Genomic DNA, 24564 nt, shown 5'->3' with positions numbered 1-24564 from the left:
AACGCAGGGGACGCCAGGTCCGGCTTCGTCCAATACAGGAGAGAAGCGACCGGACTTCCCGAATCTCGCAACTTTCCCGCTTTCTTTCCGTTATTTAGGTAGAGACAGACGAAAAAGAGAGGAGTTTGCCGCTTGCGCACGAAACCCTGGACGCTCGCCGTCCGCCTGTTCGCTGTGGCCCTCGCCATCGGGCTCGCAGCCTCCCCCCTCCCTCTGCCCTCCGGCACCGTGCATGCCGAGGGCGAGAAGGTGAAAATCGGCATCGAAGCCGGATATGAAGGACAGGCGCGGGAGGGAAGCAACGTACCTGTCCGCATCAGCCTGACCAATCCGGGCAAAACCCTGGAGGGCGACCTGGTCCTGACGGCCGTCAGTCCCGCCGGAGGCAAGGATGTTTCCTATGTCCGCCACCTGGAGCTGCCCGAGGGCAGCTCCAAAACCGTGTGGCTGTCGCTGCCCGCACTGAGCTACACCGTGAAGAACAACGAAGTGACATTTATCGAGGGCGGCGTAAGCAAAGGAAAAGCGGTTGCCCTTGACGGCAAGACCGCCGTGTCCCTCCGGGTGACAAGCTACAGCCTGATCGGCGGCGTGAGCCGCGACCCGGATACGCTTAGCTTCCTGTCCGGCATCCGCAATCCAGATTTGACCAGCGTACCGCTTACTCCCGACGACTTGCCCGACGAGGCAGGTCTGCTCTCCGGGCTTGATGCGCTGGTGCTGAACGACATATCGAGCGATGCGCTCCGGCCCGAGCAGACGGCCGCCATCGAGAGCTGGGTGAAGAGCGGCGGGATGCTGATCCTGGCCGGAGGCGCGCAATACGCCAAGACGGTTCAGGCCTTCCCCGCGCTGGCTCCGCTTCGTCCGGAAGGAACCGCACAGCGGGACAGCTTGCCCGCGCTGGCCGCATTTGCAGGCAAGGAGCTGAAGCCGTCGGCGCCGGTAACCCTATCCACCGGCACCCTGCAAGGAGCGGAAGTCCTGCTGTCCGAAGGGGACATCCCGCTGATCGCCGTCAAGCAGGCCGGACTCGGCAAGGTTTATTACTGGGCGTACGATCTGGCGGACCCGTCCTTGAACGGCTGGAACGGCAACGCCTCCCTGTGGCAGGCCTTCTTTCCGTTCAAGCAGACGAACCAGGGGAGCGGCCAGATGGCCTTCGCCAATAACATCTGGCAGATCGACAACGCGCTCAATCTGTTTCCGTCGATCAAAGCGCCGAAGCTCGGACTGCTCGCCCTGCTGTTCGCCGGCTACGCCCTCCTGGTCGCTCCGATCCTTTACTTCGTGCTGAAGAAGCTCGACCGAAGGGAATGGGCCTGGGGCATCATTCCGCTCACGGCGATCCTCGCCACGGGTGTCATTTATGTCGTCGGCGCGGCGGACAAATCGTCCGTGCTGGTGCATGAGCTGAACCGCTTCGAGCTCGACGGCTCCGGAGGCGGCAAGCGCATATCCGACGCGGCCGTCTTCGTTCCGAACGGCGGCAAATACAGCATCGGCCTCCCGGCTTCCGCCTCGGCCATGCCGTTCGACACCTCCCAGAACATGGGCAACATCAGCACCGCGCTGTCCGGCGAATCCTCCGCTTACCTGTACAGCCAACCGGACAGCTTGAAGGTGGAATGGCGGGGAATCTCCTATTGGTCCGTCCGCAAGACGCATTGGGAGAACCTCAGGGAGGAGTCGCTCGGTAAGTTCCGCGCCACCGCGACCTTCGAGGGTAACAAGCTATCGGGTGAGATTACCAACGAGACCGGGCAAGCCTTGACGGATGTCTATGTCGTCTGGAACGGCAGCCTGATCTCCGTTGGCGATCTGGCCGAGGGGGAGAGCAAGAGCTATACGGGCAGCTATTCGAGCAGCATGAACAACGGCGACATCGGCTTCCGCATGTTCCCCAACTCCAACGGCAGCCGGAGCTACCCGTTCGAACGCGAGCAAAACCTCGCCTCCCATTACTTCACTCAATTGAGCGCGGCAGGCAAATACAGCGCGGTTCGGGTGATCGGCTGGAGCAAGGACCAGAAAGCCGATTTCCAGGCCAAAGGAGCCTCCCGCTTCGATCGCCTGAACCTGTACTCGCAGGAAGTTCCGGTTCAAGCCATATCGGGCAACCGGATCTCGGTTCCCTTCGGCGCCGTCAAGCCGCAGGTGACCGGAAGCGGGAACTCCGTGCTGTTCAACAATGGCGACTACCTGGAGATCACGGCAGGCTCCATCGAAGTGGAATACCGTCTGCCGCTCGTCGGAGGAACCGCTTCCTATCAGAAGCTTACTCTTGAAGAGGGCATTTCCAAAGGCGGCGTTCAGGTGGAACTGAAGAACAACAAGACCGGCAAGTGGGTGCCGGTGACGTATCAGGGCGGACAGTTCGTTCTGCAGGACAGCGTTGGCGACTACCTGGATAACGGCCGGATCTTGCGGTTGAAAGCGACCTCCACCGCACAGATGCCCTACTGGCTGCCGCAACTCTCTCTGGAAGGGACGGTGTCGCCGTGATCGACATTCAAGGACTGACCAAATCCTACGGCTCCTTCCACGCCTTGCGGGAGCTCAACATGAAGGTAAACAAGGGCTCCGTCTTCGGCTTCGTCGGACCGAACGGCGCCGGCAAATCGACGACCATGTCCATCCTCGCCACCCTGCTCGCCCCGACCTCCGGCTCCGCCAAGGTCGACGGGCTGGAGGTGACCGAGCACCCCAAGGAAATCCGCCGCCGAATCGGCTACATGCCGGACTTTTTCGGGGTATACGATCAGTTTAAGACCACGGAATACCTGCATTTTTACGGAGCCAGCTACGGCATTCCCCGGCAGGAGCGGGACAAGCTGATCCCGCAGCTCCTGGAGCTCGTGAACCTGTCGGACAAGAAGGACTTCTATGTCGACTCGCTCTCCCGCGGCATGAAGCAGCGCCTCTGCCTCGCCCGCTGCCTGGTGCATGAGCCCGATCTGCTCATTCTGGACGAGCCGGCCTCCGGCCTCGATCCGCGGGCCCGCATCGAGATGCGGGAGATTCTGAAGGAACTGAAATCGATGGGCAAAACCATCCTCATCTCCTCGCACATCCTGCCCGAGCTGGCGGAGATGGTCGACGAGATCGGCGTCATCGAGAACGGCCGCATGGTGGCCCAAGGCAAGGTGCAGGAGATTCAGGACCGGCTGCGGGTCAAGCGGGTGCTGCATATCCGCTTGCTGGGTCCGGTCGAGGAGGCGGCCGGCTTCCTGCGGGACCAGCCCCATGTCGCGTCCGTCTTTGCCGGGGAAGACGGGCTGCATGTCCAATTCAGCGGACAGGACGCCGAGCAGGCCGAGCTGCTGAAGGAAATGGCCGTACGGGGCTTTGGCGTCATCGCCTTCAACGAAGCGCAGACCAATCTGGAAGACGTCTTCCTGGAAATCACGAGAGGAGGGCCCGCCGAATGACAACGAAATCGGCCGCGTCCAAGAGACGCATGGTTAACCCCGTGCTGGGCAAGGAATTCCGGCTGCGCATGCGCACGCTGCGCTCGCCTCTCGCCCTGCTGTTCTACCTCGTCGCGTTCGGCGGAATCGCCCTCGCGTTCCTGTACATCACCCGGGGAATCAACGGAACCGCCGCCGTCAGCTTCAACCCTTCTCAGAGCCGGGAATTGTTCTATGTGCTGAGCGTCGTCCAGCTCGGGCTGATCGGCTTCATGACACCTGGACTCACGGCAGGCGTCATCAGCGGCGAGCGGGAGAAGCAGACGCTGAACATGCTGCTCACCACGGAGCAGAGCTCGACGGCGATCGTTCTCAGCAAGCTGGCTTCCTCGCTCAGCTTCATGCTGCTGCTCGTCCTCTCCACCCTGCCCATCTATGGCATCGTCTTTCTGTACGGCGGCATTTCCCCGAGCCAGCTCGGAAAGGTTTTCCTATTCTATGTCTTTACCATGGCAGCGCTCGGCTCGTTCGGGGTGCTCTTCTCGACGATTATCAAACGGACCGTTACGTCGGTCATCGTCACGTATGGGACCAGCCTGTTCCTGTTCGGCGGCACCGGCATTCTCTATTTGTTCTTCCGGCAGTTGATGGAGCGTTCCTATTACGCATCCGGGGGCATCGCCACCACCGGCCATAGCTGGGCGGGCTACGTGCTCGGACTGAACCCCGTAGCCGCTTTGATTAGCCTGTTCCAAGACGGCTTCTCGGACAGCCTCTTCCGCAAGCCGGGTTCCTCCGGCGCTTCCGTCGCCCCGATCGAAATGTGGCAGCTTTACGGGATCGCCATGACCATTCTGGCGATCGCCGCCATCTTGCTCAGCATCCGCTTCATTCGCCCGTCCATGGGCAAGCGCCGGCGCTGACCGGGCTGGATGAACCGGCAGGGCAATGAATCGCAAGGATATCGAACCGATAGATTAGGAGGGAACGGCTATGGAAAAGCAGACCGGACGCCCGCGAAGCAGCCGCTTGCCGTTTAACCGAATCGGAAGGCGGGGCCGGGCCCAAACGGAAGCCGAGCGGCGGAACACCGGCGGAGCCGGGTCGCTGAGCGCGGCGCTCTCCCCCATCCGCCGCCGCCTTCGCGGGGTCCGCGCCGCGCGCTATACGCTCGTCGGCCTACTCGCCGGAGGCGGAGCGGCCAGCGGCATCGCCGTGCCGGCGCGCATTTGGCCGCTCGCCTACTACCGGCCTGCGGCGCTGATTGGGCTCGCCGCCGGCCTGCTGGCCGGGCTCGCCTGGGGCTTGTTGCGTCCGGTGCGGCTCTCGCAAGCCGCCGCTGCGGCGGACCGGCTGAGCGGCGGCAATCCGGCCGCTACCGCCCTGGACTACGCCGACAGCGAGCAGCCGGTCGCCCGCCTGCAGCGGCAGGAAGGGCTCGCTGCCATCGCAGCGGCCCGGGAGCGGCTGAGCGCGGCGGTGCCTCTGCCGGTGGAGCGCCGGCGCCTGGCGGCTGCTGGCGCGCTGCTGGCGCTGACCGCCGTCTTGCTCCTGCTGCCGAACCCGCAGGATTCCGTCATCGCCGAACGGCAAGAGCGGCAGAGGCTGGCTCAGGAAAGCCGTGACAAGATCGAGCAGGCGGCCGAGCGGGTGCGCGAGGCCGAGCTCCCGGCGGCGGCGAAGAAGCCGATCGCCGATGCGCTGGCCGAGCTGCAGAAGGACCTCCGGCAGACCAAGGACCCGCAAGCCGCGCTGGACAAGATGGAAAAGGCGCTCGGCGAGATGCAGAAGCAGCTCGACGAGGCGCGCGGCAAGGAAGCCGCCGCACGCCGGTTCGCCGAGGAGCTGAAGAAGACGCCCGACTTGAAGGCGCTCGGCGAAAGCCTGGCCAAGCGCTCGCAGGAGCAGCTTGCGAAGGCGGGCGGCGCACTCCGCGAGTCGGTCGCGAAGATGAGCAACGAGCAGAAGAAGGCGCTCGCCGAGCAATTGGAGAAGCTGGCTGCGAAGACGCCCGCAGGCAAAGCCGGCGAGCAGGTCCAGCAAGCCATGAAAGAAGCCGCCGAGCGGATGAAGCAGGCGGCGGACAGCGGAGCCAAGGCGGACACGGCGGCCATGCAGGCCGCGCTGACCGCCATGGACCAGGCGCTGCAGCAGGCGCTGGCCGAAGGCAAGCTGGACAGCGGCCTCGCCGCCCTGGCTGCGCAGGAAGGCAAGGCGCTCGCCGAGGTCGGCGCCGCCGCGGCCGGTCGGCTTGCCGCGGGAACCGGTAAGCCCGCATCCGGCGGTTGGGCGCCCGGCGGCGACGCTCAGGCGATGGCCGCAGGCGAGCCGGAGCCGGGCGGCGATTCCTCCGCCGGAGGCGACGCCCCCGGGGCCGGCAGCCCCGCGCCCGGAGGAGCCGCAGGCGGCGGCAGCGGCCAAGGAACCGGCCCGGGGTCGGGAGCAAGCGGCTCCGGGCAAGGAGGCACCGGCGGCGGCAGCGGAGCCGGTTCAGGGAGCGGCCGGGGAACCGGGTCGGGCAGCGGCGGCAGCGGATCGGGTGCCGGGGGATCCGGTGCCGGATTCGGCGCGGGCAGCCGCAACCTCGTCAGCACCCCCCGCTCGCTGCAGGGCTCCGGCAACGTCCAGAAGGACGGCGGCCCCGCTTCGCCGGGCCAAGGCTCGGTCCAGCAAGGAGGACCGGCCCCGGCGATCGACGGAACCACCCGGCCTTATCAAGAGGTTTACCGCGATTACGAAACCGCGGCCAGAAGCTCGCTCGAGCGCAATCCCCTGCCGCAGAACCTGCAGAATCTGGTGCGCGATTATTTTACCGGGATCAATCCGGAATAAGAGGTGGACGACTTGATCGAATCGAAGGAACAAGTGGAGCGTTGGCAGGCGGCCCTCGCGGAGGTACGGACGCAGATCGGCAAGGTGATCGTCGGCCAGACCGAGGTGGTGGAGCAGCTGCTCTGGTGCATTTTTACCGGCGGCCACGCCCTTCTCGAAGGCATACCGGGACTTGGCAAGACGATGCTCGTGCGCACCGTGGCCGACGCCCTCAGCCTGGAATTCTCGCGGATTCAGTTTACGCCCGACCTGATGCCCGCCGACATCACCGGCACGAACGTGATTCAGTTCGGCGCGCGCGGTGAAACCTCCTATCAATTTCAGCGTGGGCCGATCTTCGGCAACCTGGTGCTGGCCGATGAGATCAACCGCGCCACGCCCAAGACCCAAAGCGCCCTGCTCGAAGCCATGCAGGAAAAAACGGTGACCATCGGCTCGGAAACGCATCGGCTTCCCCGCCCGTTCTTCGTGCTGGCAACGCAGAATCCGCTGGAAAGCGAAGGAACCTACCCGCTGCCGGAGGCCCAATTGGACCGGTTCCAGCTCAAGATCAACGTGACGTATCCCACGCCCGACGAGCTGAAGGAGATCGTCCGGCGCACGACCTCAAGCGCGGTCCCCCAAGCGGAAAAAGCGGCGGACGCCGCCGTGCTGGAGGAAATCCGCGAAGGGGCCAAGGACATTCTCGTCGCCGACGAGGTGCTGGATTACGCCGTTCGGCTGCTCATGCTCTCCCACCCCGCGGAAGCCGGAGCTCCGGCTTCCGTCCGCCGCTATGCCGCGTTCGGCTCCGGGCCGCGCGGCTTGCAGTCGCTGATCACGGTCGGCAAGATCCGCGCACTCAGCGAAGGGCGGCTGCACGTCTCGGCAGGCGATATCCGCCAGGTCGCCTTTCCGGCGCTGCGCCATCGGATTCTGCTCAATTTCGAGGGCCAAGCCTCCGGCATCTCGACGGACGCCCTCATCGGCGATATGCTGGCGGCGGCGGACGGCTCCCGATGAACCAGGCCAACGTACCGGGCACGCTGCTGTTCCCCGATCCGCAGGACCTGCTGCGCCTGGAGCGGCTCGCGCTCGTCTCCAAATCGCGCGTGCGCGGCGCCATGCAGGGCCGCCGCCGGTCGCGCCAGGCCGGCTCCTCGCTGGAATTCGCCGATTACCGGCTCTACGCGCCAGGCGACGACACCCGCCAGTTGGACTGGAACGTCTTCGGGCGGACCGGCAAGCCGTTCATCAAGCAATTTCTCGATGAGCGCGAGCTGCAGGTCCACCTGTATCTCGATTGTTCGCGCTCGATGGATTTCGGCGGCGACAGCAGCGGCTTCGGCGGCAGTGGAACAGCCGGCAGCGCCGGAGCCGCCCCCGCTTCCGGACCAGGCGGAGAAGCTCAGGCGGCGTCAAGCGGGACGGCCGCTCCGAATCCGGACGCGCCGCTTCCGATGCGGGATTCGCCGGCCGGGCCGCCTTCGGCTTCGCCGGCCGTCCCCCGGAGCGGGAACAAATTCCTTCACGCCCGCCGGTTGGCCGCCGCGGTCGGGTATATGGCGCTCGCCGGATACGACCGCGCCGGGGTCCGCTTCTTCGGCGAGCGCGTCAGCCGGGAGCTGCCGCAGCTTCGGGGCAAAGGCTCCGCCTCCCGGCTGTTCGCCTTTCTGGAGGAGACGCGCCCGGAAGCGGCCGGCGATATCGCCGCCGCGCTGATGACGCCGCTCGCCGTTCCGAAGCAGCCCGGCATGGCGTGGGTGTTCTCCGATTTTCTCTATGAATCGGGGGTCGAGGAAGCGCTCGCCTACCTGCAGGCGGCCCGGCAGGAGGTCATCGCCGTGCAGGTATTGTCACCCGAAGAATTGGCCCCCGAGCTGTTCGGCGACCTGCGACTTGTCGACAGCGAATCCGGCACCGGCAAGGAAGTGGCGTTGAGCCCCAAGGTGCTCGGAGCCTATCGGGAAGCGGTGCGGACCTATACCGACGGCCTCGCCTCGTTCTGCCGCGAGCGCGGGATGGGCTACATCTGCGCCGTAACCGACGTCCCTGCGATGGAGACGATCAACCGGCTGTTTCGCTCCGGCGGCTTGGTCCGCTGATTCCGGCCGAAAGGAGAATGGACGCATGCATTTTGCATCGCTCGCCGGGTTGGGCTTCGGGCTGATTCTGCCCGCCATCCTGATCCTGTATCTGTTGAAGCGGCGATATACCGACACGCTCGTCTCCAGCCACCTGCTGTGGAACCGGGTGCTCCGCGAAGCGGAGGCCAACCGGCCCTGGCAGCGGCTGAGGAATAACCTGCTCCTGCTGCTCCAGCTCCTGGCCGCCGCCCTGCTCGTGCTCGCGGCCATGCAGCCGTTCGTCTACGCGCGAGGAGCGAAGAGCGAGACGGTGATCGTGATCGACCGCTCCGCCAGCATGACGGCGGCGGCCGACGCAGCGGCCGGCCCCGACGGATCGTCCGGCTCGGCCGCTCCTGCCTCCCGTCTGGAGGAAGCCAAACGGCTCGCCCTCGCCGACTGGGCAAAACCGGGGCGCAGCCGCATCACCCTGATCGCCATGGGCGAAGAACCGCAGCTTCTGCTCACCGGCGAACAGGATCGGTCCGCAATCCGCAAGGCCATCGGGGACATCGCCCCCTCCTACGGCAAAATCGGCTACAAGGAAGCGATGTCGCTGGCCGCGGCGCTGACCGCCGACAAGCCCGACGGCGAAATCGTCGTATATACCGACGGCCAGTGGCCGGAGGAAACGGACGGCATTCCGTATGCCGTTCCGGTGCGGGTCCGGCAAGCGGGAACGGCGGCGGGAACGGCGGCAGGAGCGGCGGGCAACCTGTCCGTCGTTCAGTTCGGCGTGAGCCGGGAAGCTTCTCCGTCCGGTTCGGGCCGAGAGACCGCGCCGTCCGGCGACGGGAACGCCGAGGCGTTCCATGCCGCCGGGACGATTCGCAACACATCCGACGCCCCCCGCCGCTTTACGCTGACGGTCTATGCCGGACAGACTCCGGCCGATTCGCGCCAAATGACGCTCGAAGCGGGCGGACAGGCCGGCGTTTCCTTCGACGGACTGCCTGCCGCCGACTACTACCGGCTGCTCGTGGATGGAGACGATCCCTATCCGCTCGACGACAGCGCCTACGCCTTCCCGGCCGACAGCGGCGGCAAACGGGCGCTGCTGATTACGGACGGCAATCTGTTCCTGGAAAAGGCGCTCCAGCTCACCGGAACGGCGGTGACGAAGGCCGCGCCGAGCGAAGCGCCGCCGCAATTGAAGGAAGCCGTCGATTTCATCGTGCTGGACGGCTTTCAGCCGAAGGCGGATTCCAAGGAATGGGCCGGGCTCCTCGCTACGAAGCCGGTCTGGTCGATCGGCTCCGGCACGGACGCTTCTTCCGTCTCCCTGCCGGGCGGAGAGCCGGTCGTCGCCGCACATCCCGTCACGGCGCACATCAGCTTCGCGGACACGCATATCTCCGCCGCCCAATCCGCCGCGCTTCCCGTCTGGGGGAAGGCGCTGATCTCCGAAGGAGGCGTTCCGCTCGTCATCGGCGGAACGGAGCAGGGGCAGCGGCGGCTCGCCTTTGCCTTCAGCCTGCACGATTCCGATCTGCCGCTTCGGACCGAATTTCCCATCCTGGTGCAAAACGCCGCCGATTGGCTGGGCGAGACCGCCGTTCGCGCCCTCGGCCGGGAAACGGCGGGGACGCGCGTGGAGCTGCCTCTGTCCGCCAACACCGCCTCGGCCCGCTGGGTCGCCGTGGAACGCACTGCGGGCACCGCCGCCGGAGCGCCGGGCAGCTATCCGGCGGAGACGGAGGCGGGGACCGTCGCAAGCCTGCAAACCGTACCGCCGATTCCCGGCTTGTACCGGTTCGAAGAGACGGCGGGCGACGGAACGGTGCGGGCCAGTCTGCTCGAGGTCGCCGCCGATCCGGCGGAGAGCCGCCTCGACAACCGCAGCGGCCTGACCTTGTCCGCCACCAATCCGGAACCGGGCGCACAACCGCCCAACGGAACGGACGGCGATGCGGCCAGCCGTGCAAACGACGGCCGCGACCGGCTGCCGCTGCTCCGCTGGCTGGCGCTCGCCGCAGCGCTGATGATTTTCCTGGAATGGGGGGTGTACCGGCGTGGGCATTCGCTTTGATTTTCCCTGGGCGCTGCTGCTCCTGTTGCCCCTAATCGGCTTCGCCGTGCTCACCTGGCGGTCTCCCGCGCGCCGGGGCAGAGGGCCGAGGCGGCTCTTCCTCGCGCTTCGCCTGACGCTGCTCGCCTCGCTGATCCTCTCGGCGGCCGGGCTGCAAGCGGTTCTGCCCGTCCATGAGCGGGCGGTGTTCTACGTCGCCGACCGTTCGGAGAGCATGCCCTCCGGCAAGGGCGTCGAGGATTGGCTGAGGCGCTCGGCCGAGGCCAAAGGCAAGCGGGATCAGGTGGGCGTCATCGCCGCCGGGCTCGATTCCGCCGTGGAGCGCAGCCTGTCGGCCGAGCCGCTTGCCGGCTGGGGCTTCGCCGCTCAGGTCAACCGGATGTTCTCCAATCCGGGCAGCGGCTTGCAGCTTGCGAGCGGACTCCTGCCTACCCGCTCCGACTCCCGGGTCGTGCTCGTCACGGACGGCCGGGAAAATGCCGGCGATTTGGCGCGGCAAGCGCGGCTGCTGAAGGACCGCGGCATCGTGCTGGACATTCTCCCCGTCGCTTCGGCGGCCGCCTCCCGACCGGACGCGGCGGTGGACAGCGTCAAGCTGCCGGCCTCCCTGTATCAGGCGGAGAAGTATACGCTGGAGGTGGCCGTCACCAGCACCGTCGCCGCCGAGGGCGAGCTTCGGGTGTTCGAGGACAACCGGGAGATTGCCCGCTCGGCGGTCGCTCTGGAAAAGGGCGAGAATCGGCTCGCCCTGGAGGCGCTTGCCGCCAGTACCGGGCTGCACCGCTACCGGGCGGAGCTCTACATGGCGGGCGACGAGGTGAGCGCCAACAATGCCGGCTATGCCTTCAGCCGCGTGAACGGCCCGCCGCAGGTGCTCATCGCCGAAGGCGAGCCCGGAAGCTCCGCCAACCTGGCGAATGTGCTCAAATCGGGGCTGATCGGCTATTCGGTCGTCCCGCCGGAGCAGCTTCCGCTGGAGCTGGCCGATTACGCCGCCTTCGACAGCCTCATTCTGAACAACGTTCCGGCCACCCGGTTGCCGGAGAAGGTCATGCGGCTCATCGAGCAGGCCGTCCGCGACTACGGGATGGGGCTCGTCATGACCGGCGGCGATCAAAGCTACGGCATGGGCGGGTATTTCAAGACCCCCATCGAGCAGGCGCTGCCCGTCAAGATGGAGCTGACCGGCAAGCGGGAAATTCCGCCGCTGGCCATGGCGCTCGTCATCGACCGCTCCGGCAGCATGAGCGGCGGCAAGCTGGACCTGGCCAAGGAAGCGGCAATGCGGACCGTTGAGCTGCTGAGGGCAAAGGATACCGTCGGCGTGCTCGCCTTCGATTCCTCGCTCTGGTGGGTGGCGGAACCGACGCCGCTCACCGACAAGGACGACATGGTGAACCGGATCGGCTCGATCCAGGCGGAAGGCGGGACGGACATCTTCCCGGCGGTGCAGGAGGCCTACCGTCAGCTGTCCGAGGTGAAGGCGGCGCGCAAGCACATCATCCTGCTGACCGACGGCCAATCGGCCGGAGGCGGCAGCTATGAGAGCCTGACCCGGGAGATGACCGCCAAGGGCATCACGATGTCCACCGTGGCCGTCGGAACGGACTCCGACCAGCAACTCCTGGAGCGGCTCGCCGGGCTCGCGAACGGCCGCTACTACTTCACCGACGACCAGAGCACGATACCGGCCATCTTCAGCCGGGAGACGGTGCTGCTGTCGCGGACGTATATCGTGGACAAGCCGTTCGTTCCGGCCATCGGCCAAGCCGCCGATTGGGACAAGCTGTTTCGCAGCGGCGTTCCGCAGGTGAACGCGTATGTCGCCACCACCCCGAAGGAGCTGGCCGAGGTCGGCCTCCTCAGTCCGGAGCCGGACCCGCTGCTCGCCCGTTGGCAATACGGCTCGGGACGAACGGTGGCCTGGACGAGCGACGTGACCGGCAAATGGGCGCCGGATTGGACCGGGTGGACGAAATTCGCCGATACCTTCAGCCAGATCGTCAAATGGACCTTCCCGCAATTCCACGCCTCGCCGGTGGAGGTGACGGCGGATACCTCCGGAGCGGAGACGGTGCTGTCGCTTGACAGCCGGACTTCCGACACCGCCGCCCAAGCCAAGGTGATCGTGAGCGGCGACGATCTGGCCGAGCGCACGGCAGACGCTCTGCCCGCGGCTCCCGGCCAGTACCGCGCCGAGCTGGGAGAGCTCGCGCCCGGCACCTACCTGACGCGCGTCGACTTGCAGGACTCCTCCGGCGCATCCGCCGGAGCCGCGTCCACCGGCTTCGTGGTGCCGTACTCGCCGGAATACCGCATCGACGAAGGCGACGCCATGGACCGGCTGAAGCAGCTGGCCGAGTCGACCGGCGGCAAGCTGCTCCGGCTCGACCGCCCCGAGGAGGTCTTCGCCGGACCGGTCCGCCCCGGCGAGCGGCAGATCGGCCTCAGCCTGCCGCTGTTAATCGCGGCGCTCCTGCTCTGGCCGCTCGACATCGCCTCGCGGCGGCTGGCCCTGCCCTGGCAGCGGATCGCCGCTGCGCTCGCCCGGCTTCACCCGCGGCGGCTCGGCGGCGCTCGCCTCGGCCCCGACGCCGCAGCCGAGCCGCCGGCCGCCCTGTCGCGGCTGCGCGGCCGGCAGGAGCGCGCCCGCGCCTTCTACGGCGCGGACCGGTCGGGCAATGCGCCGTCCGGCTCGCCCGTTAGCAGCACCGCCGCCGAGCGGGAGGCGAGCGCGCAAGATCAGGCTCGGCCCATCCCGCCGCCGACCGATCGCCCGGAGCGATCGACGCGTACTCCTCCGGCACCCGCCGCGGTCCCTCGCCCGGATGCACGCCCGGCCCGGACGGCTTCCCCGGCCGAACCGCAGCGGCCCCAGGCACCCGCCGCCGCGCCGGTTCGTCCCGCGCCGTCCGCGGGGTCCGAACCACCGCCGGGCGAGGCGGCGAGCCCCGCCGCGAACGAGACGTTCAACCGCCTGCTGGCCGCCAAGCAGCGCAGGCGCTGACCGCCTCCATGCCATCGGCTCGGCAGCGATGGCAGCCTAAAAATCCCCCTTTCCCGTTGAATGGGAAAGGGGGATTTTCGCTTGTTGGCCGGTTGAAACGACCGCCGACAGGGATTCGCTGCCCGCTTCAAGCCGGCGGCAGCGCGTACAGGATGGAGAAGAAGTGCAGCACCGAGCCGCCAAGCACGAACAAGTGCCAGACGGCATGGTGATACGGAAAAGACCGCCAGACGTAGAACACCGTGCCGACGGTGTACAGAATGCCGCCGATCACCAGCAGCACCACGCCCGTATGCGGCATATTCGCCACCAGCGGCTTCCAGGCCACCACAATGACCCAGCCCATCAGGATGTAGATCAGGGTGGAGGTGAACAGGAACCGCTTGACGAAGAACATCTTGAACACCACACCGGCCAGGGCGATGCCCCAGACGACCCCGAACAGCGTCCAGCCGAGCGTTCCGCGAACCACGGTCAACATGAGCGGCGTATAGGTACCGGCGATGAACAGATAGATGGACGAATGGTCGAAGATTTCAAACAGATCCTTGGCCTTCCCTTCCCGGAACGCGTGAACCAGCGTCGAGGAGGTATAGAGCAGCAACATCGTAGCGCCAAAAATGGCAAAGCTGACGACATGCCAAGCGGTGCCGCGCAGAGCGGCGAATACCACCAACAGGACAAGAGCGGCCACGCTGAGACCGGCTCCGATGCCGTGCGTGATCGAGTTGGCCACTTCTTCTCGGCGGGTATACACATGGGTGTTGGCCATGGTTCGTCACACTCCTCGTTGGTCAATATGCCGATTCGGTCCCAAGGTAGCGGTCGCGGATGACGTTCAGGTGATGGCGTTCATGGCCCGCCACGACATAGGCGAAGGCCCGGGCGCTCATGTTCACTCCGCTGGCAACGCCCATGCGGGTCCAGGCTTCCTCAGGAATGCCTCTCAGGAGCAGCAGCGTCGAGCGGCGCAGCGCGGCGTAATCTTCGATCAGATAGGCAAGCGTCAGTTTGTCTGCTTGCGCCGCTGCCACATAGTCGTCCTGCTCGAAGCCGGGCTGCGGCGTCGCATCGCCCCGCGCGATGCGCAGCAGACGGCCCGTCATGATCCGCTCGGTATCGCTCATGTGCAGGATCAGCTCCTTGAGCGACCATTTTCCCGGAGCATAGCGGTAATCCCCCTGCTCCTCCGGCAGAGAGCGGAACAAGCTCAGCGCCTCGGCGCCCTGCTCCTCCAGTATGGCGAGCACGTCCCCGTCCGGCACCTGCCGGATGTAATGGCCAAAATGGCCTCCAATCTCTTCGTCAAGCGGTCGAGCCAACATCCCATTCCCCTCCCAAGTATCGGTTCGTTTTCACCTTTGACCAGATACGGCGCTATTCCTCCAACGCTTGCTCCGCCGCGTACAGCAGCTCGTCGAAGGCGTCGTCGTCTGCCTCCAGCCACTCCTCCACCGCGAGAATCTCTTCCTCCGTTCCCGGCGTGTCCAAGAAGTGCAGGCTGTAATTCCAGTCGTCTCCGGTATCGCTCTGCAGCGTCACCTCGTACGGCTCGCCGTGTCCTTCGACGGCAAACACCACGTTGCCGAGGTAACCGTTCTCCTCGCTGTGGGCCATGCTCGCCCCTTGCACCTTCAGTTGCATGTTATCCCTCCTTTCAGACCGCTGCTTCCAGTTTCTCCATTGTACCAAACCATTTCATTTCGGTCACGCCCCGGCGTACCGCGAACCTGGCCGTTTGGCTCCGGCGCCTTCCGGTTCGTTTTCCCCGTCGAAACGGCAAAAAGACGGGCATGCGCAAGGGTCGCGCTAACCCGTCAGTCGTGCATTTGCCAATGGATCGAAGATGCGGCAAACCGTCATTCGAGCGTTTAAGGCAGGTCGCCGAAGAACGCTACCTCCTCGATCGGCAGCCGAACCGTGGGATGACCGGGCTCCTTCGCTTTCCCGATCGCAATCAGCATGACGGAAACGTACCGGTCGGAGAGGCCGAAGGCTTCCGCAAAGGCTTCCTTGTCGAAGCCCCCCATCGGGACGGTATCGTATCCCAGGGCGCGGGCGGCGAGCATGAGCTGCATGGCTGCGAGTCCGCAGTCCCCGACCGCGATATCGCGGATGGCTTGCGGCGTCATGCCGGCATAGAGCGCCGTATACCGGTCGACGAAAGAGCGGGCTATATCCGCCGACATGTATCCGGCCGCCTCCGTCTGCCCGTAGATTCGCTCTGCCATTCGCACGCTGTCCAAATCGCCGAGAACGGCGATCACGGCCGACGCTTCGATGACCTGCCGCTGAGAATAGGCGATGGGGTACAGCTTTAGCTTCATTTCGGGCGTATCGAGAACAAGAAAGCGCCACGGCTGCAGATTGGCGGCCGAAGGAGCGCGGACGGCCAACTGCAAGAGCTCGGTCAAGGTCTCCCGCGGAATCTGGACCTCGGGGTCGTACATTCGCACGGACCTGCGTTCCCGGATGACATCGCTAAGTCGCTCTTCCTCCCGCAAAGCCTGGTTCGTTTCGGGCATGGTAAAGCCTCCTCGGATCTTTTTTTAACCAACAAGCGTTGGGAATCAAACGGATGTTGCGTTTATGGTATACTGACCGGGAAACAGTCGCAACCGGCAAAGAAGGCGGATCTATCGCTTAGCCAACACGCTTCCTGATTTGTCGGTTATTTTGGGAGGTTTTCTCACCATGGCCATCAAAAACGAAGCCGATCCGCGCGTCATTCGGACCCGCCGGCTCCTGCAGGATGCTCTCACTTCGCTGATCCGGGAGAAAGCCTTCGATTCGATCACGGTCAAAGACATTACGGAGCGGGCGACGCTCAACCGGGCCACGTTCTACGCGCATTTTACGGACAAATTCGAAATCCTCGAATCGAAGATAACCGATACCTATCGAGCCGTTCTGGCCCGCCGAATAAGCGGCCGCGAGCGATTGGACGAGGCGTCGATCCGCAGCGTCTTTCTGGCTCTCTGCGAGTTCCATCGGGAGCTGAGCGACCTCTGCCCAAAAAGCTATAACGCGCTCGGGTTCAGCTTCGAACATCAGATCAAGGAAATCACGCGGTCCGCGTTCTATTCTTTCATGACCAACGAAAGGACCGCCCCTGCGGAGGATGCCGCCTTGCTGCACACCGCTTCGATCCTGCTCAGCTGGGGCCTGTACGGGGCTGCCTATGCCTGGAACCAAGAAGGCCGTCGGACCTCGCTGGACGCGTTCGTCGAGCAGAGCCTGCCGCTCGTCATGCACGGAATCGGAGAACGAATGCCGCAGACTTAACGAAGGAAGGGGTGTCCGGCTTCCACGGCTGAACATCAAAACAGGCTGCCCCTCGGGCAGCCTGTTCGATCTTCGGGCGCTTCAATCGCGCCGCTCCTCCAGCCTCCGGATATGCGGATCCCGGCGGAAAGGCAGGCAAGACAGCATGCCGAAGAAACCAATCGCCAGGAACAGCAAAGCGGCTCCCGAGCCTTTTCCCGTTCCGAAGAGGAGAACCCACAGGCTCCCCGGGGCTTGCTTGGCCATAAACGGCTCGAAGACCCGGTCCACCAGCAAGCCTCCGCACAGATAGCCGAGCGGGATGGTAAAAAACTGCAGAGTGTTACGTGCCGCGTACACCCGTCCCTGGAGCTCCAGCGGAATGCGGGAGCGGAACAGAACGTCCATGTTGGCGCTCATGAAGGGAATGGCGATCCACCCGAGAATGGCTCCCACGCACCAGACGGGCGCGCTTCTGCCGAAAGCGAGGATAAAATTCTCCGTGCTCATGGACAGCAGCAAGGCATTCAGAATGACGCGGACCCGGCTCCGCGGCGGCGGGGCGACCGATACGAGGATGCTTCCCAGCAGGGTCGCGAGCCCGGTGCAGGTGTTGACCCACCCCAGTGCCGTCTGGCCTCCGCCCGCTCGGGAAAGCACCATCGCAGGCAAAGCGGCGTTGAAGATCGAAGCGGTAAAATTGATGATCGCCAGGAATAAGATCAGGTCGAGAATCCCCCGGTTGGCCCGGAGGTAGTGCAAGCCGCTTCGGGCCGAGCGGAGCAGGGATTCCTTCGGAGCTTCGGCTCCTGCGGCAGAAGGAATGGCAATGCCGACGAGCAGGGTGGAAGCCGCCAGGGCGAAGGTGATCAAGTCCACGGCGAGAACGACGTGAATCCCGGTAAACGCCAGCAAAGCGGACGCGGTCACGGGCGTCAGAAGGGTAACGGCCGAATTGGCCAACGAGCGCATTCCGCTGACCCGCTGGTAATGGCGCTTGGGCACCAGCAGGCTGACGACGACCTCGGAGGCCGGTTGCTGCACCGTGCTCATCAGCCCGTTCACCGCGTTGATCACATACAGATGCCAGACGGCAAGGCGGCCTTCCGCCAGCAGACCAAGCACCGCAACGGTACAAAGGGCGGCAAGGCTGTCGCCGATCAGCATAATCGATTTTTTATTCCATTTATCGCTCCAGGCGCCGGCGAAGAGGCTGAGCAGCACATACGGCGCGTAAGAGCAGATCGACAACAACGACGTGGTTAAGGCGGACCCGTATTGCTGGTAAGACCAGATCACCAAGGCAAAGCTCGTCATGGAACTGCCCAGGGTCGATAAGAGCTGAGTGCTCCAGAGCAGCAGGAACGGCCGAAGGTCTTTTGCGGTAGCTTTGAACGATTGCATGTTGACTTTGCTCCTCTTTAATTTATTGATTGCTCAAGAAATTAAAGTGCAAAGCCCAGCGGACGAATTAGCGGCTGTTGCGCTCCGTGCCGGTTCGTCCGGCTTAGACCCTGCACGGAGCATTGCCAATGCATCGTTTCACGATTCGGTACCCTCCTCCGGGTGATCCCCTTACTTCATCTCCAGCCGGTCGAAAATCCCCTTCGCCCCGACGAAGATTCCGCTGACCAGCAGCAGGTTGTACAGCATGACGCCCCCGACAAAGGCGGCGTCCCCCGCCGTACCGTCTCCCGTCAGGTAGCGGGCGATAAAGCCCAGCACGACGCCGGGACCGATCAGCACGAGCAGCAGGAACATGCGCAGGAACAGTTGCGCCACCTTGCCGTGCACGGGACCGAACACCCGACGGAACAGCACGTCGGAGTAGGTAAACGCCGCGCTGTAGGTCGTAAAGGCCACAGCGCAAAGCAGGGCGACGAACGGGCTGCCGCCCATCACGACCGCCGCTACGGCGAAGAGAACCGCGCCGTCGAGCAGTCCCTTGATCAGGTCGGCCAAGGTGGAATAGAACAGCTTGGCGGCCGAGCTTGCCGGAAACAGATAGATGTAGGGGCGCTCCAGCTCGCGCATCCAGCTTCCCTGGAACGACAGGATGAACAGGTAGTAGATGGAGAAGAGCAACAGCACGGTAAGGTCCTGGTCAGGCACAAAATATTGCGCGGCAAAGCCGAAGACGGCGAGAATCAGCGTGGATCGGTCGATCAGGAAGAAGCCCTTCTTCCGGTACTCCAGCATCTGCCGGCTGAAAATGGCCGCGGCTCCGCTCCGGTATCGTCCCTGCTTCACCTTGCGGTTCTTGATGAGCGCCGAGGTTCCGCCGGTCCGGGCCTGCCTTCCTTCCCGCTTGGCGGCATATAGGGCTTCCTTTTGCTCCGTGTTGGCCAGCACGTCCTCATAATAATCGGATTTCTGCCGATAGAAGAGCACCATCAGGAGCACGGTAGCCGCGAGCAGGAGTCCGGCGGCCAGGTAGAAGCGCGGCGTCACGCCGATGATCGGCGCCATGTACAGCGTCTTGAACCAGCCGATCAGCGGAATGTACTCGAAGCCGCGCGAATGCAAGACGGCCCGAAGGGCATCGCCCAGGTCCTTCTTCTGGGCCAGCTCAACGAGCAGCACGGCGGCGAACACCGCCATCAGCCCGTTCCAGACCCGGGTAGCCTGCACGCGCGCCCGCTTTGTCCGCGAGGTCCAGGAGTAGATCAGCACCCCGACGAGCTGCAGCAGGAACAGGAGAAGCACAAACCCGAAGAGCAGGACGATCACGCCCCAGCCGTCGATCCGGTAATGGTTGCGCAGGTTGGGGATTTGCCAGATCAGCATGAAAACGCCGACGAAGGATAGCCAGATCTGTTTAAGGAAGCCGTACAGCAGGATTTTCTTCGGCGACAGCGGCGCCGTAAAGGCCAGGTTGACGTCGGCCATACGGAAGAAGCTGTTCCCCGATTTGATGCTTTTGGAGATGGAGGAATAGACGATGAACAGGATGACTCCGCTTACGATCATCCCGTAGACGGCCGGATCGGCGGACTTCAGGGCCGGATTCGTGGCTGTTTGGGGAATGAAGGCCAACACGATGAACAGCAGCATGAACAGAGCGATGAAGAGGTACAGGATCAGGGCGCCGGGCTTGCGCTTCAGCTCCTTCAGGGTGTTGAGCAGGCTTTTGCGGAGGATGAACAAGAGAGGTCTCATGGGCGTCCGCCTTCCGTCAGCCGGAAGAAGATATCCTCCAGCTTCTCTTCCCCTTCCCGGAATTCCCGCTGCGTTCCGGAGTAAAGTACCTCGCCGTCCTTCATGATGAGCGCCCGGTCCCAGAGGCCCTCGACGCTGTCGATGATGTGCGTGCTGATCAGCAGGCTCGCGCCCGCATCCCTCAGCTCGACGAACAACCCCTTCAGCTCCTTAATCGCTTTCGGATCGAGGCCGATCATCGGCTCGTCGAAGAAGACGACCTTCGGTCGCGGCAGAAGCCCGCAGCAGATGCTCACCTTTTGCTGCATGCCCTTGGACAGCTCCTTGCCGAGCTTGTCTCTCTTGTCGGCCAGATCGAGCCTCTCCAGCAGCTCGTTCCCGTACGCCTGCCAGTCGGAGAGTCCGTACGCGTGGGCGATGAATTCCAGATGCTCCCCGACCGTCAGCATATCGTAGAGAGCCGGCGTCTCCGGGACGTAGCCGAAAATCCGTTTGGCCTCCAGGCTCTTGCCGGAATGGCCATCCACCCGCACCTCCCCCTCGTGATTCAGCAAACCGATGATGCACTTGATCGTCGTGCTCTTGCCCGCTCCGTTCGGCCCGAGCAGGACGGCAAGCTCGCCGTCTCTCACCTCGAAGCTGACGCCCTTGACCGCGGGCGTCCTGTCATAGGATTTCGTCAATCCTCTCACCTGAAGCATCTCAATTCCCCCTAAGCTAATGGAATGACCGCATCGACTTGCCCTTTAACTCTCGCCGCAACTTTGCTGCTCCATCTCGCCGCAAATGTGCTCCAGGTACAGGCGGACGATGTTGATATCGGAATGAAGCGACAGCGTGCGGCTGCCCGCCACATCCTCGATTTCGTTCAGGAGCGGCCGCCCATCGGCACCGTAGATCAAATCTACGCCCGCCATGCCGAAGTCGAACAGCCCGGCGATCCGGCCGACCAGCTCCGATTCCTCCTTCGTCAGCCGATAGAGCGAGGACCTGCCGCCAAGCGAATGATTGGCCCGGAAATCCGTATCCGACTCGCGCAGCACCGCTCCCACTACCTTCCGCCCGACCAGGAAGGCGCGGACATCCCGGCCGGGCGTGACCAACTCCTGCAGGATGAAGCGGCTGCCGGCCGGATACGTCCGCAGGCGTTCGGTCAACGCTTCGACCGAGTCGACGAGGTAGACCTCGCTGCCGCTTCTTCCGCCCGCCGCCTTCAGCACACGCGGATACGCCAGCTCCCGGTACGCCTCTTCGCAGTAATCGGCACTGTTCAGGAACAGCGTGTCCGGCATCGGGATTCCGTGCCGCGCCAGGTATTGGCAGGTGCGCGCCTTGTCGTTGGCGATCCGCGAGACGGAGGAATCGTTGAACACGCGGACGCCGAGCGCCTCCAGCTGCAGCGTGAAGAGCTCGTCGCGGTCGCGCATGACGCAGAAGTCGGGCAGCTTGGCGGCAGCTCCCCGGCGGTCGAGGTGCAAGCGGCCGCCGCGAACGCCGGCGGTCAGCTCCCGCTTGCCGACAAACTCCAGACCGATGCCGAGTCCCTCCGCTTCCTGAATAAACCAGTCGATATAGGTACGGTTGCGCTCCGCATCCGTTTCATGGTACAGCAGCCAGCCGTTAAGCATGGGTTTCCGCCCTTTCCTCGCGAATGTAGCTCAGCATGCGGACAGCCAGATCGACGCCGGTGCAGTCGTAGATGTTCTTGAAGTGGGCGTTGGAATTGACCTCGCACACATAAGGCTCCCCGTCCTCGCCAAAAAGCAGGTCGACCCCGGCAAAATCCGCCCCGACGAACTGGGCGCAGGCGACGGCGACCTCCCGCTCCCGCTCGGTCGGGTCATAGGGGAACATGCGGCCCCCGGCCGTCACGTTGGCGCGGAAATCGCCGGACGCCTCCCGTCGCATGCTGGCCGCCGCCTCCGACCCGATTACGTTGATGCGCATGTCCCGCCCGCGGCTTGCGGCGACGAATTCCTGGAATAGATGCGGCCGGTGCTTGAGCTTCTCTTCCAGGGCGAGCAGCTCCTCGCGGTTGTGCACCAAATACACCTGCTCGCCGAAGGAGCCGAAGGCCTCCTTGACCACGAGCGGCAGCCCGAGCTCTTCGATAACGGCATCATACGGCCGGTAATCGGCGATGCCGCAGGCTTCGAAGATCAGCGGCGCGATCAGCGTCTTCGGCAGCCGCAGTCCGCTGCCCGCCAGCGCTTCGAAGGTGCGGATCTTGTCGTCGCAGGTCTCGATGGCGGACGCGCGGTTGTAGAGGCGGAAGCCCATCCGCTCCAGATGGCGGGCGAGCCGCACATCCTTGTCCCAGAAGAAAAAGAAGTCGGGCTCGTACCCGGCATACCGGCCCTTCAAGGTTGACCTTCCCCCCTCGAAGGCCGGAATCAGCTCCTGGTTGCCGATGACGCGAACGCGGAAGCCCAGCTCGGCGGCGGCCTTCTCCAGCCAGCGGACCTGGACGAGGAACTTCTCGCTGCCGAGGTTGCCGTTGTGGACGATCGCGCAGCTTGTCTGCTTCACGGTATGCAGCCCCCTTTTCCGATAAAAAAGGCCGCCCGGTCCTAATCGGGCGGCCCGGCAATAGCCTCAGTATAGGCCATTTGCCGATGGGAATAAATCTTTTTTAACCGGGCCTTAGGGGCGAGGCGGTTCTTCCTTGGACGTAAGCGCCAGCCATTCCTCGTAGGTCTGTTCCAGCCGCAGCCGGAGCGCCTCCTGCTCCTCCCAAAGCCCGCTCAATCGGTCTCCGTCCGCAGCAAGATCCGGATCGGCGAGCTCGGCCTCGAGCCGGGCCAGCCGTTCTTCCCGGCTGGCGATCTCCGCCTCCAGTTCCTCGGCGCGCCGGGCGGCGGAGGCCGGAGCGGACTTCGGCGGCGAGGAGGACCGGTTCGGCGGTTGCTCCTTCCCGCCGTCTGCCGCCTTCTTGCCGCCGCGGGCTTCCGGATCGCCCGGGAGCGCCGGGGAGCGGCCGGCCTTCGCCCGGTATTCTTCATAGCTGCCGTAGTAGAGCGTCAGCCTGCCGTCCTTCAGCTCCCAGATTTTGCCCGCCAGCTTGTTGATCAAGTAGCGGTCATGGGAGATCAGGAGCACGCTGCCCGGGTAGTCCTCCAGCGTTTCCTCCAACGCTTCGCGCGAAGCGATGTCCAGGTGGTTCGTCGGTTCGTCCAGCAGGAGCAGGTTCGGCTTGCGCTCGACGAGCAGGGCGAGCCTCAGCCGAGTCCATTCCCCGCCGGAGAGCGCGGCCACCGGCTTGAACACCTCTTGGCCGCAGAACAGGTAGCGGGCCAATCGGCCGCGGGCTTCGCCCTCCTCCAGCCCCGCTTCCTTGCGGAAGCAGTCGAGCACGGTTTCCTTGCGGTCCGGCGGAACCGCTTCCTGGGCCAGGTAGCCGACCTTCGCCTGCGCGCCGAGCGCAAGCCGTCCGCCGTCCGGCTGCAGCTCGCCCAGCACCAGCTTGAACAGCGTGGTCTTGCCGGAGCCGTTCTCGCCGACGATGGCGATGGTCTCGCCGAACTCCAGCTCGCCGGCGGCGCCCCGCAGCACCTCCCGCTCGCCGAAGCGCTTGCGCACGTCCTCCAGCACCAGCGCCTTCCGTCCCGAGCGCTCGCCGATCGCGAGGTCAAACGACGCTGTGCGGCGCTCCAGCACCGGCCGCTTGCGCTTCTCCATCCGGTCGAGCGCCTTCTGCAGCGAGGCGGCGCGGGTGAAAAAGCGCTTATCGCCGCCGAGGCCGCCCCATTCCTGGAGCTGGCGGATCGATTCCTTCATCTTGCGGATCTGCTTTTGCTGCTCCTGATACTCGGCAAATTCCCGCAGCAGCCGCTCCTCCTTCTCCCGGACATAGCCGGAGTAGGAGGTCGGGTACAGCGAGGCCGAGCCGTCTTCCAGCTCGACGATCCGGGTTACGACCCGGTCGAGGAAATAGCGGTCATGCGAGACGATCAGGCAGGTGCCGGGATACTCCGACAGGTAGCTCTCCAGCCATTCCACACCGGCCAGATCGAGGTGGTTGGTCGGCTCGTCGAGCAGCAGGAGCTCCGGCCGTTCAATCAGGGCGGCGGCGAGCCCGGCTTTCGTCTTCTCTCCTCCGGACAGGCCGGCGTAAGGAGCGCCGAACCGGTCTTCGGCGAAGCCGAGCCCGGCGGCCACTTGGCGAATGCGGGCGTCCATGCCGTAGCCGCCGCCGCGTTCGAAGGCTTCCTGCCACTCGGCGTAGCGGTCGAGCAGCTTGGCGAGCCGATCGGCATCTTCCGTCCAAGCCGGATCGGCCATCCGGGCCTCCGCCTCGGCGAGCTTGCCGCCGAGCTCGCGCATCTCGGCCAGGCCGAAGGCCAGCCGGTCATAGAGGGTCGCCGCATCCCCCGCCCATTCCGCTTGGTTCTGCGCCAGGTACGAGACCCGCAGCCCCTTGCGCAGGGCGATACTCCCCTCGTGGGGGGCTTCGGTTCCGGCCAGAAGCCGCAGCAGCGTGGATTTGCCGCTGCCGTTCGGACCCACCAAACCGACGCGGTCCCCTTCGTGCAGCTCCAGGCCGACTTGGCGGAAAATTTCTTGCGCTCCGTTATAGACAGTCACTTCGTTTAAGCTTGCGACGATCATGGATAATCCTCCTTGGGATCCTCCAGCCGGACGCCGGCAAAAGAAAAAGGACCGCGGGAAAAACCCCGCGGCCCTTCATCGCATCCGATGCGGCTACAGCAGGAGATTCTTCTCGAATGGGCAATACGTAAGAGCAAAAATGGACAGACC

The 24564-nt window shown here is 64.7% G+C and carries 19 protein-coding genes; 9 read left to right on the top strand and 10 right to left on the bottom strand.

The window, feature by feature from the left end; all coding sequences use genetic code 11:
* Positions 1 to 132: 132 nt before the first annotated feature.
* The 8 genes from ACSEXS_RS02835 (at position 133) to ACSEXS_RS02800 (ending at position 13383) form a co-directional block, all read left to right on the top strand.
* Positions 133 to 2505, top strand: coding sequence for a DUF8725 domain-containing protein (locus tag ACSEXS_RS02835; RefSeq protein WP_438431671.1), 2373 nt, complete (start codon positions 133 to 135; stop codon positions 2503 to 2505).
* On the top strand, positions 2502 to 3431 hold the full coding sequence (locus ACSEXS_RS02830; RefSeq protein WP_438431670.1) for an ABC transporter ATP-binding protein: 930 nt from the start codon (positions 2502 to 2504) through the stop codon (positions 3429 to 3431). The genes ACSEXS_RS02835 and ACSEXS_RS02830 overlap by 4 nt, the downstream gene beginning before the upstream one ends.
* Positions 3428 to 4333, top strand: coding sequence for an ABC transporter permease (locus ACSEXS_RS02825; protein ID WP_438431669.1), 906 nt, complete (start codon positions 3428 to 3430; stop codon positions 4331 to 4333). Before ACSEXS_RS02830 ends, ACSEXS_RS02825 begins: the two co-directional genes overlap by 4 nt.
* Positions 4334 to 4403: 70 nt before the next feature.
* Positions 4404 to 6242 (top strand): DUF8809 domain-containing protein, encoded by a 1839-nt coding sequence (locus tag ACSEXS_RS02820; protein WP_438431668.1) that lies wholly within the window; start codon positions 4404 to 4406, stop codon positions 6240 to 6242.
* Between the two features lie 12 nt (positions 6243 to 6254).
* Positions 6255 to 7244, top strand: coding sequence for an AAA family ATPase (locus ACSEXS_RS02815; RefSeq protein WP_438431667.1), 990 nt, complete (start codon positions 6255 to 6257; stop codon positions 7242 to 7244).
* On the top strand, positions 7241 to 8326 hold the full coding sequence (locus tag ACSEXS_RS02810) for a DUF58 domain-containing protein (protein WP_438431666.1): 1086 nt from the start codon (positions 7241 to 7243) through the stop codon (positions 8324 to 8326). The genes ACSEXS_RS02815 and ACSEXS_RS02810 overlap by 4 nt, the downstream gene beginning before the upstream one ends.
* A gap of 25 nt (positions 8327 to 8351) precedes the next feature.
* Positions 8352 to 10376, top strand: coding sequence for a vWA domain-containing protein (locus ACSEXS_RS02805; RefSeq protein WP_438431665.1), 2025 nt, complete (start codon positions 8352 to 8354; stop codon positions 10374 to 10376).
* Positions 10360 to 13383 carry a VWA domain-containing protein gene (locus ACSEXS_RS02800; RefSeq protein WP_438431664.1) on the top strand — a complete coding sequence of 1008 codons (3024 nt, stop codon included), beginning with the start codon at positions 10360 to 10362 and terminating at the stop codon, positions 13381 to 13383. Before ACSEXS_RS02805 ends, ACSEXS_RS02800 begins: the two co-directional genes overlap by 17 nt.
* A 127-nt stretch (positions 13384 to 13510) precedes the next feature.
* Here the strand turns inward: ACSEXS_RS02800 and trhA are convergent, their stop codons facing one another.
* The 4 genes from trhA to ACSEXS_RS02780 form a co-directional block, all read right to left on the bottom strand.
* Complete coding sequence (gene trhA / locus ACSEXS_RS02795; protein ID WP_438431663.1) at positions 13511 to 14155, bottom strand: PAQR family membrane homeostasis protein TrhA; 645 nt, start codon at positions 14153 to 14155, stop codon at positions 13511 to 13513.
* A gap of 22 nt (positions 14156 to 14177) precedes the next feature.
* Positions 14178 to 14708, bottom strand: coding sequence for a DinB family protein (locus ACSEXS_RS02790; protein WP_438431662.1), 531 nt, complete (start codon positions 14706 to 14708; stop codon positions 14178 to 14180).
* Positions 14709 to 14760: 52 nt separating this feature from the next.
* Positions 14761 to 15027, bottom strand: a complete 267-nt coding sequence (locus ACSEXS_RS02785) for a hypothetical protein (RefSeq protein ID WP_438431661.1) — start codon at positions 15025 to 15027, stop codon at positions 14761 to 14763.
* A gap of 227 nt (positions 15028 to 15254) precedes the next feature.
* Positions 15255 to 15908, bottom strand: coding sequence for a nitroreductase family protein (locus tag ACSEXS_RS02780; RefSeq protein ID WP_438431660.1), 654 nt, complete (start codon positions 15906 to 15908; stop codon positions 15255 to 15257).
* A 169-nt stretch (positions 15909 to 16077) separates the two neighbouring features.
* Here ACSEXS_RS02780 and ACSEXS_RS02775 point away from each other — a divergent pair, with 169 nt between their 5' ends.
* Positions 16078 to 16668, top strand: coding sequence for a TetR/AcrR family transcriptional regulator (locus ACSEXS_RS02775; protein WP_438431659.1), 591 nt, complete (start codon positions 16078 to 16080; stop codon positions 16666 to 16668).
* Between the two features lie 81 nt (positions 16669 to 16749).
* Here the strand turns inward: ACSEXS_RS02775 and ACSEXS_RS02770 are convergent, their stop codons facing one another.
* The 6 genes from ACSEXS_RS02770 to abc-f form a co-directional block, all read right to left on the bottom strand.
* Positions 16750 to 18051: an MFS transporter gene (locus tag ACSEXS_RS02770; protein WP_438431658.1), complete on the bottom strand. Its 1302-nt coding sequence runs from the start codon at positions 18049 to 18051 to the stop codon at positions 16750 to 16752.
* Positions 18052 to 18222: 171 nt separating this feature from the next.
* The gene (locus tag ACSEXS_RS02765; RefSeq protein ID WP_438431657.1) at positions 18223 to 19806 is read right to left on the bottom strand and encodes a putative ABC exporter domain-containing protein; all 1584 of its coding nucleotides are present in this window, start codon (positions 19804 to 19806) and stop codon (positions 18223 to 18225) included.
* Positions 19803 to 20507, bottom strand: a complete 705-nt coding sequence (locus ACSEXS_RS02760; protein ID WP_438431656.1) for an ABC transporter ATP-binding protein — start codon at positions 20505 to 20507, stop codon at positions 19803 to 19805. Before ACSEXS_RS02760 ends, ACSEXS_RS02765 begins: the two co-directional genes overlap by 4 nt.
* A gap of 45 nt (positions 20508 to 20552) precedes the next feature.
* Positions 20553 to 21434 (bottom strand): ATP-grasp domain-containing protein, encoded by an 882-nt coding sequence (locus ACSEXS_RS02755; RefSeq protein WP_438431655.1) that lies wholly within the window; start codon positions 21432 to 21434, stop codon positions 20553 to 20555.
* Complete coding sequence (locus ACSEXS_RS02750) at positions 21427 to 22335, bottom strand: ATP-grasp domain-containing protein (protein WP_438431654.1); 909 nt, start codon at positions 22333 to 22335, stop codon at positions 21427 to 21429. Before ACSEXS_RS02750 ends, ACSEXS_RS02755 begins: the two co-directional genes overlap by 8 nt.
* Before the next feature lie 114 nt (positions 22336 to 22449).
* A complete protein-coding gene (abc-f, locus tag ACSEXS_RS02745; RefSeq protein WP_438431653.1) occupies positions 22450 to 24414 on the bottom strand; it encodes a ribosomal protection-like ABC-F family protein in 1965 nt (654 codons plus the stop codon).
* Positions 24415 to 24564: the final 150 nt, after the last annotated feature.

It is taken from the genome of Gorillibacterium terrae (genome assembly GCF_051594785.1).
In the GTDB taxonomy this organism is placed as follows: domain Bacteria; phylum Bacillota; class Bacilli; order Paenibacillales; family NBRC-103111; genus Gorillibacterium.
The sequence above is the reverse complement of the archived record's forward strand: the minus strand, read 5'-3'. Positions and strand labels throughout refer to the sequence as shown.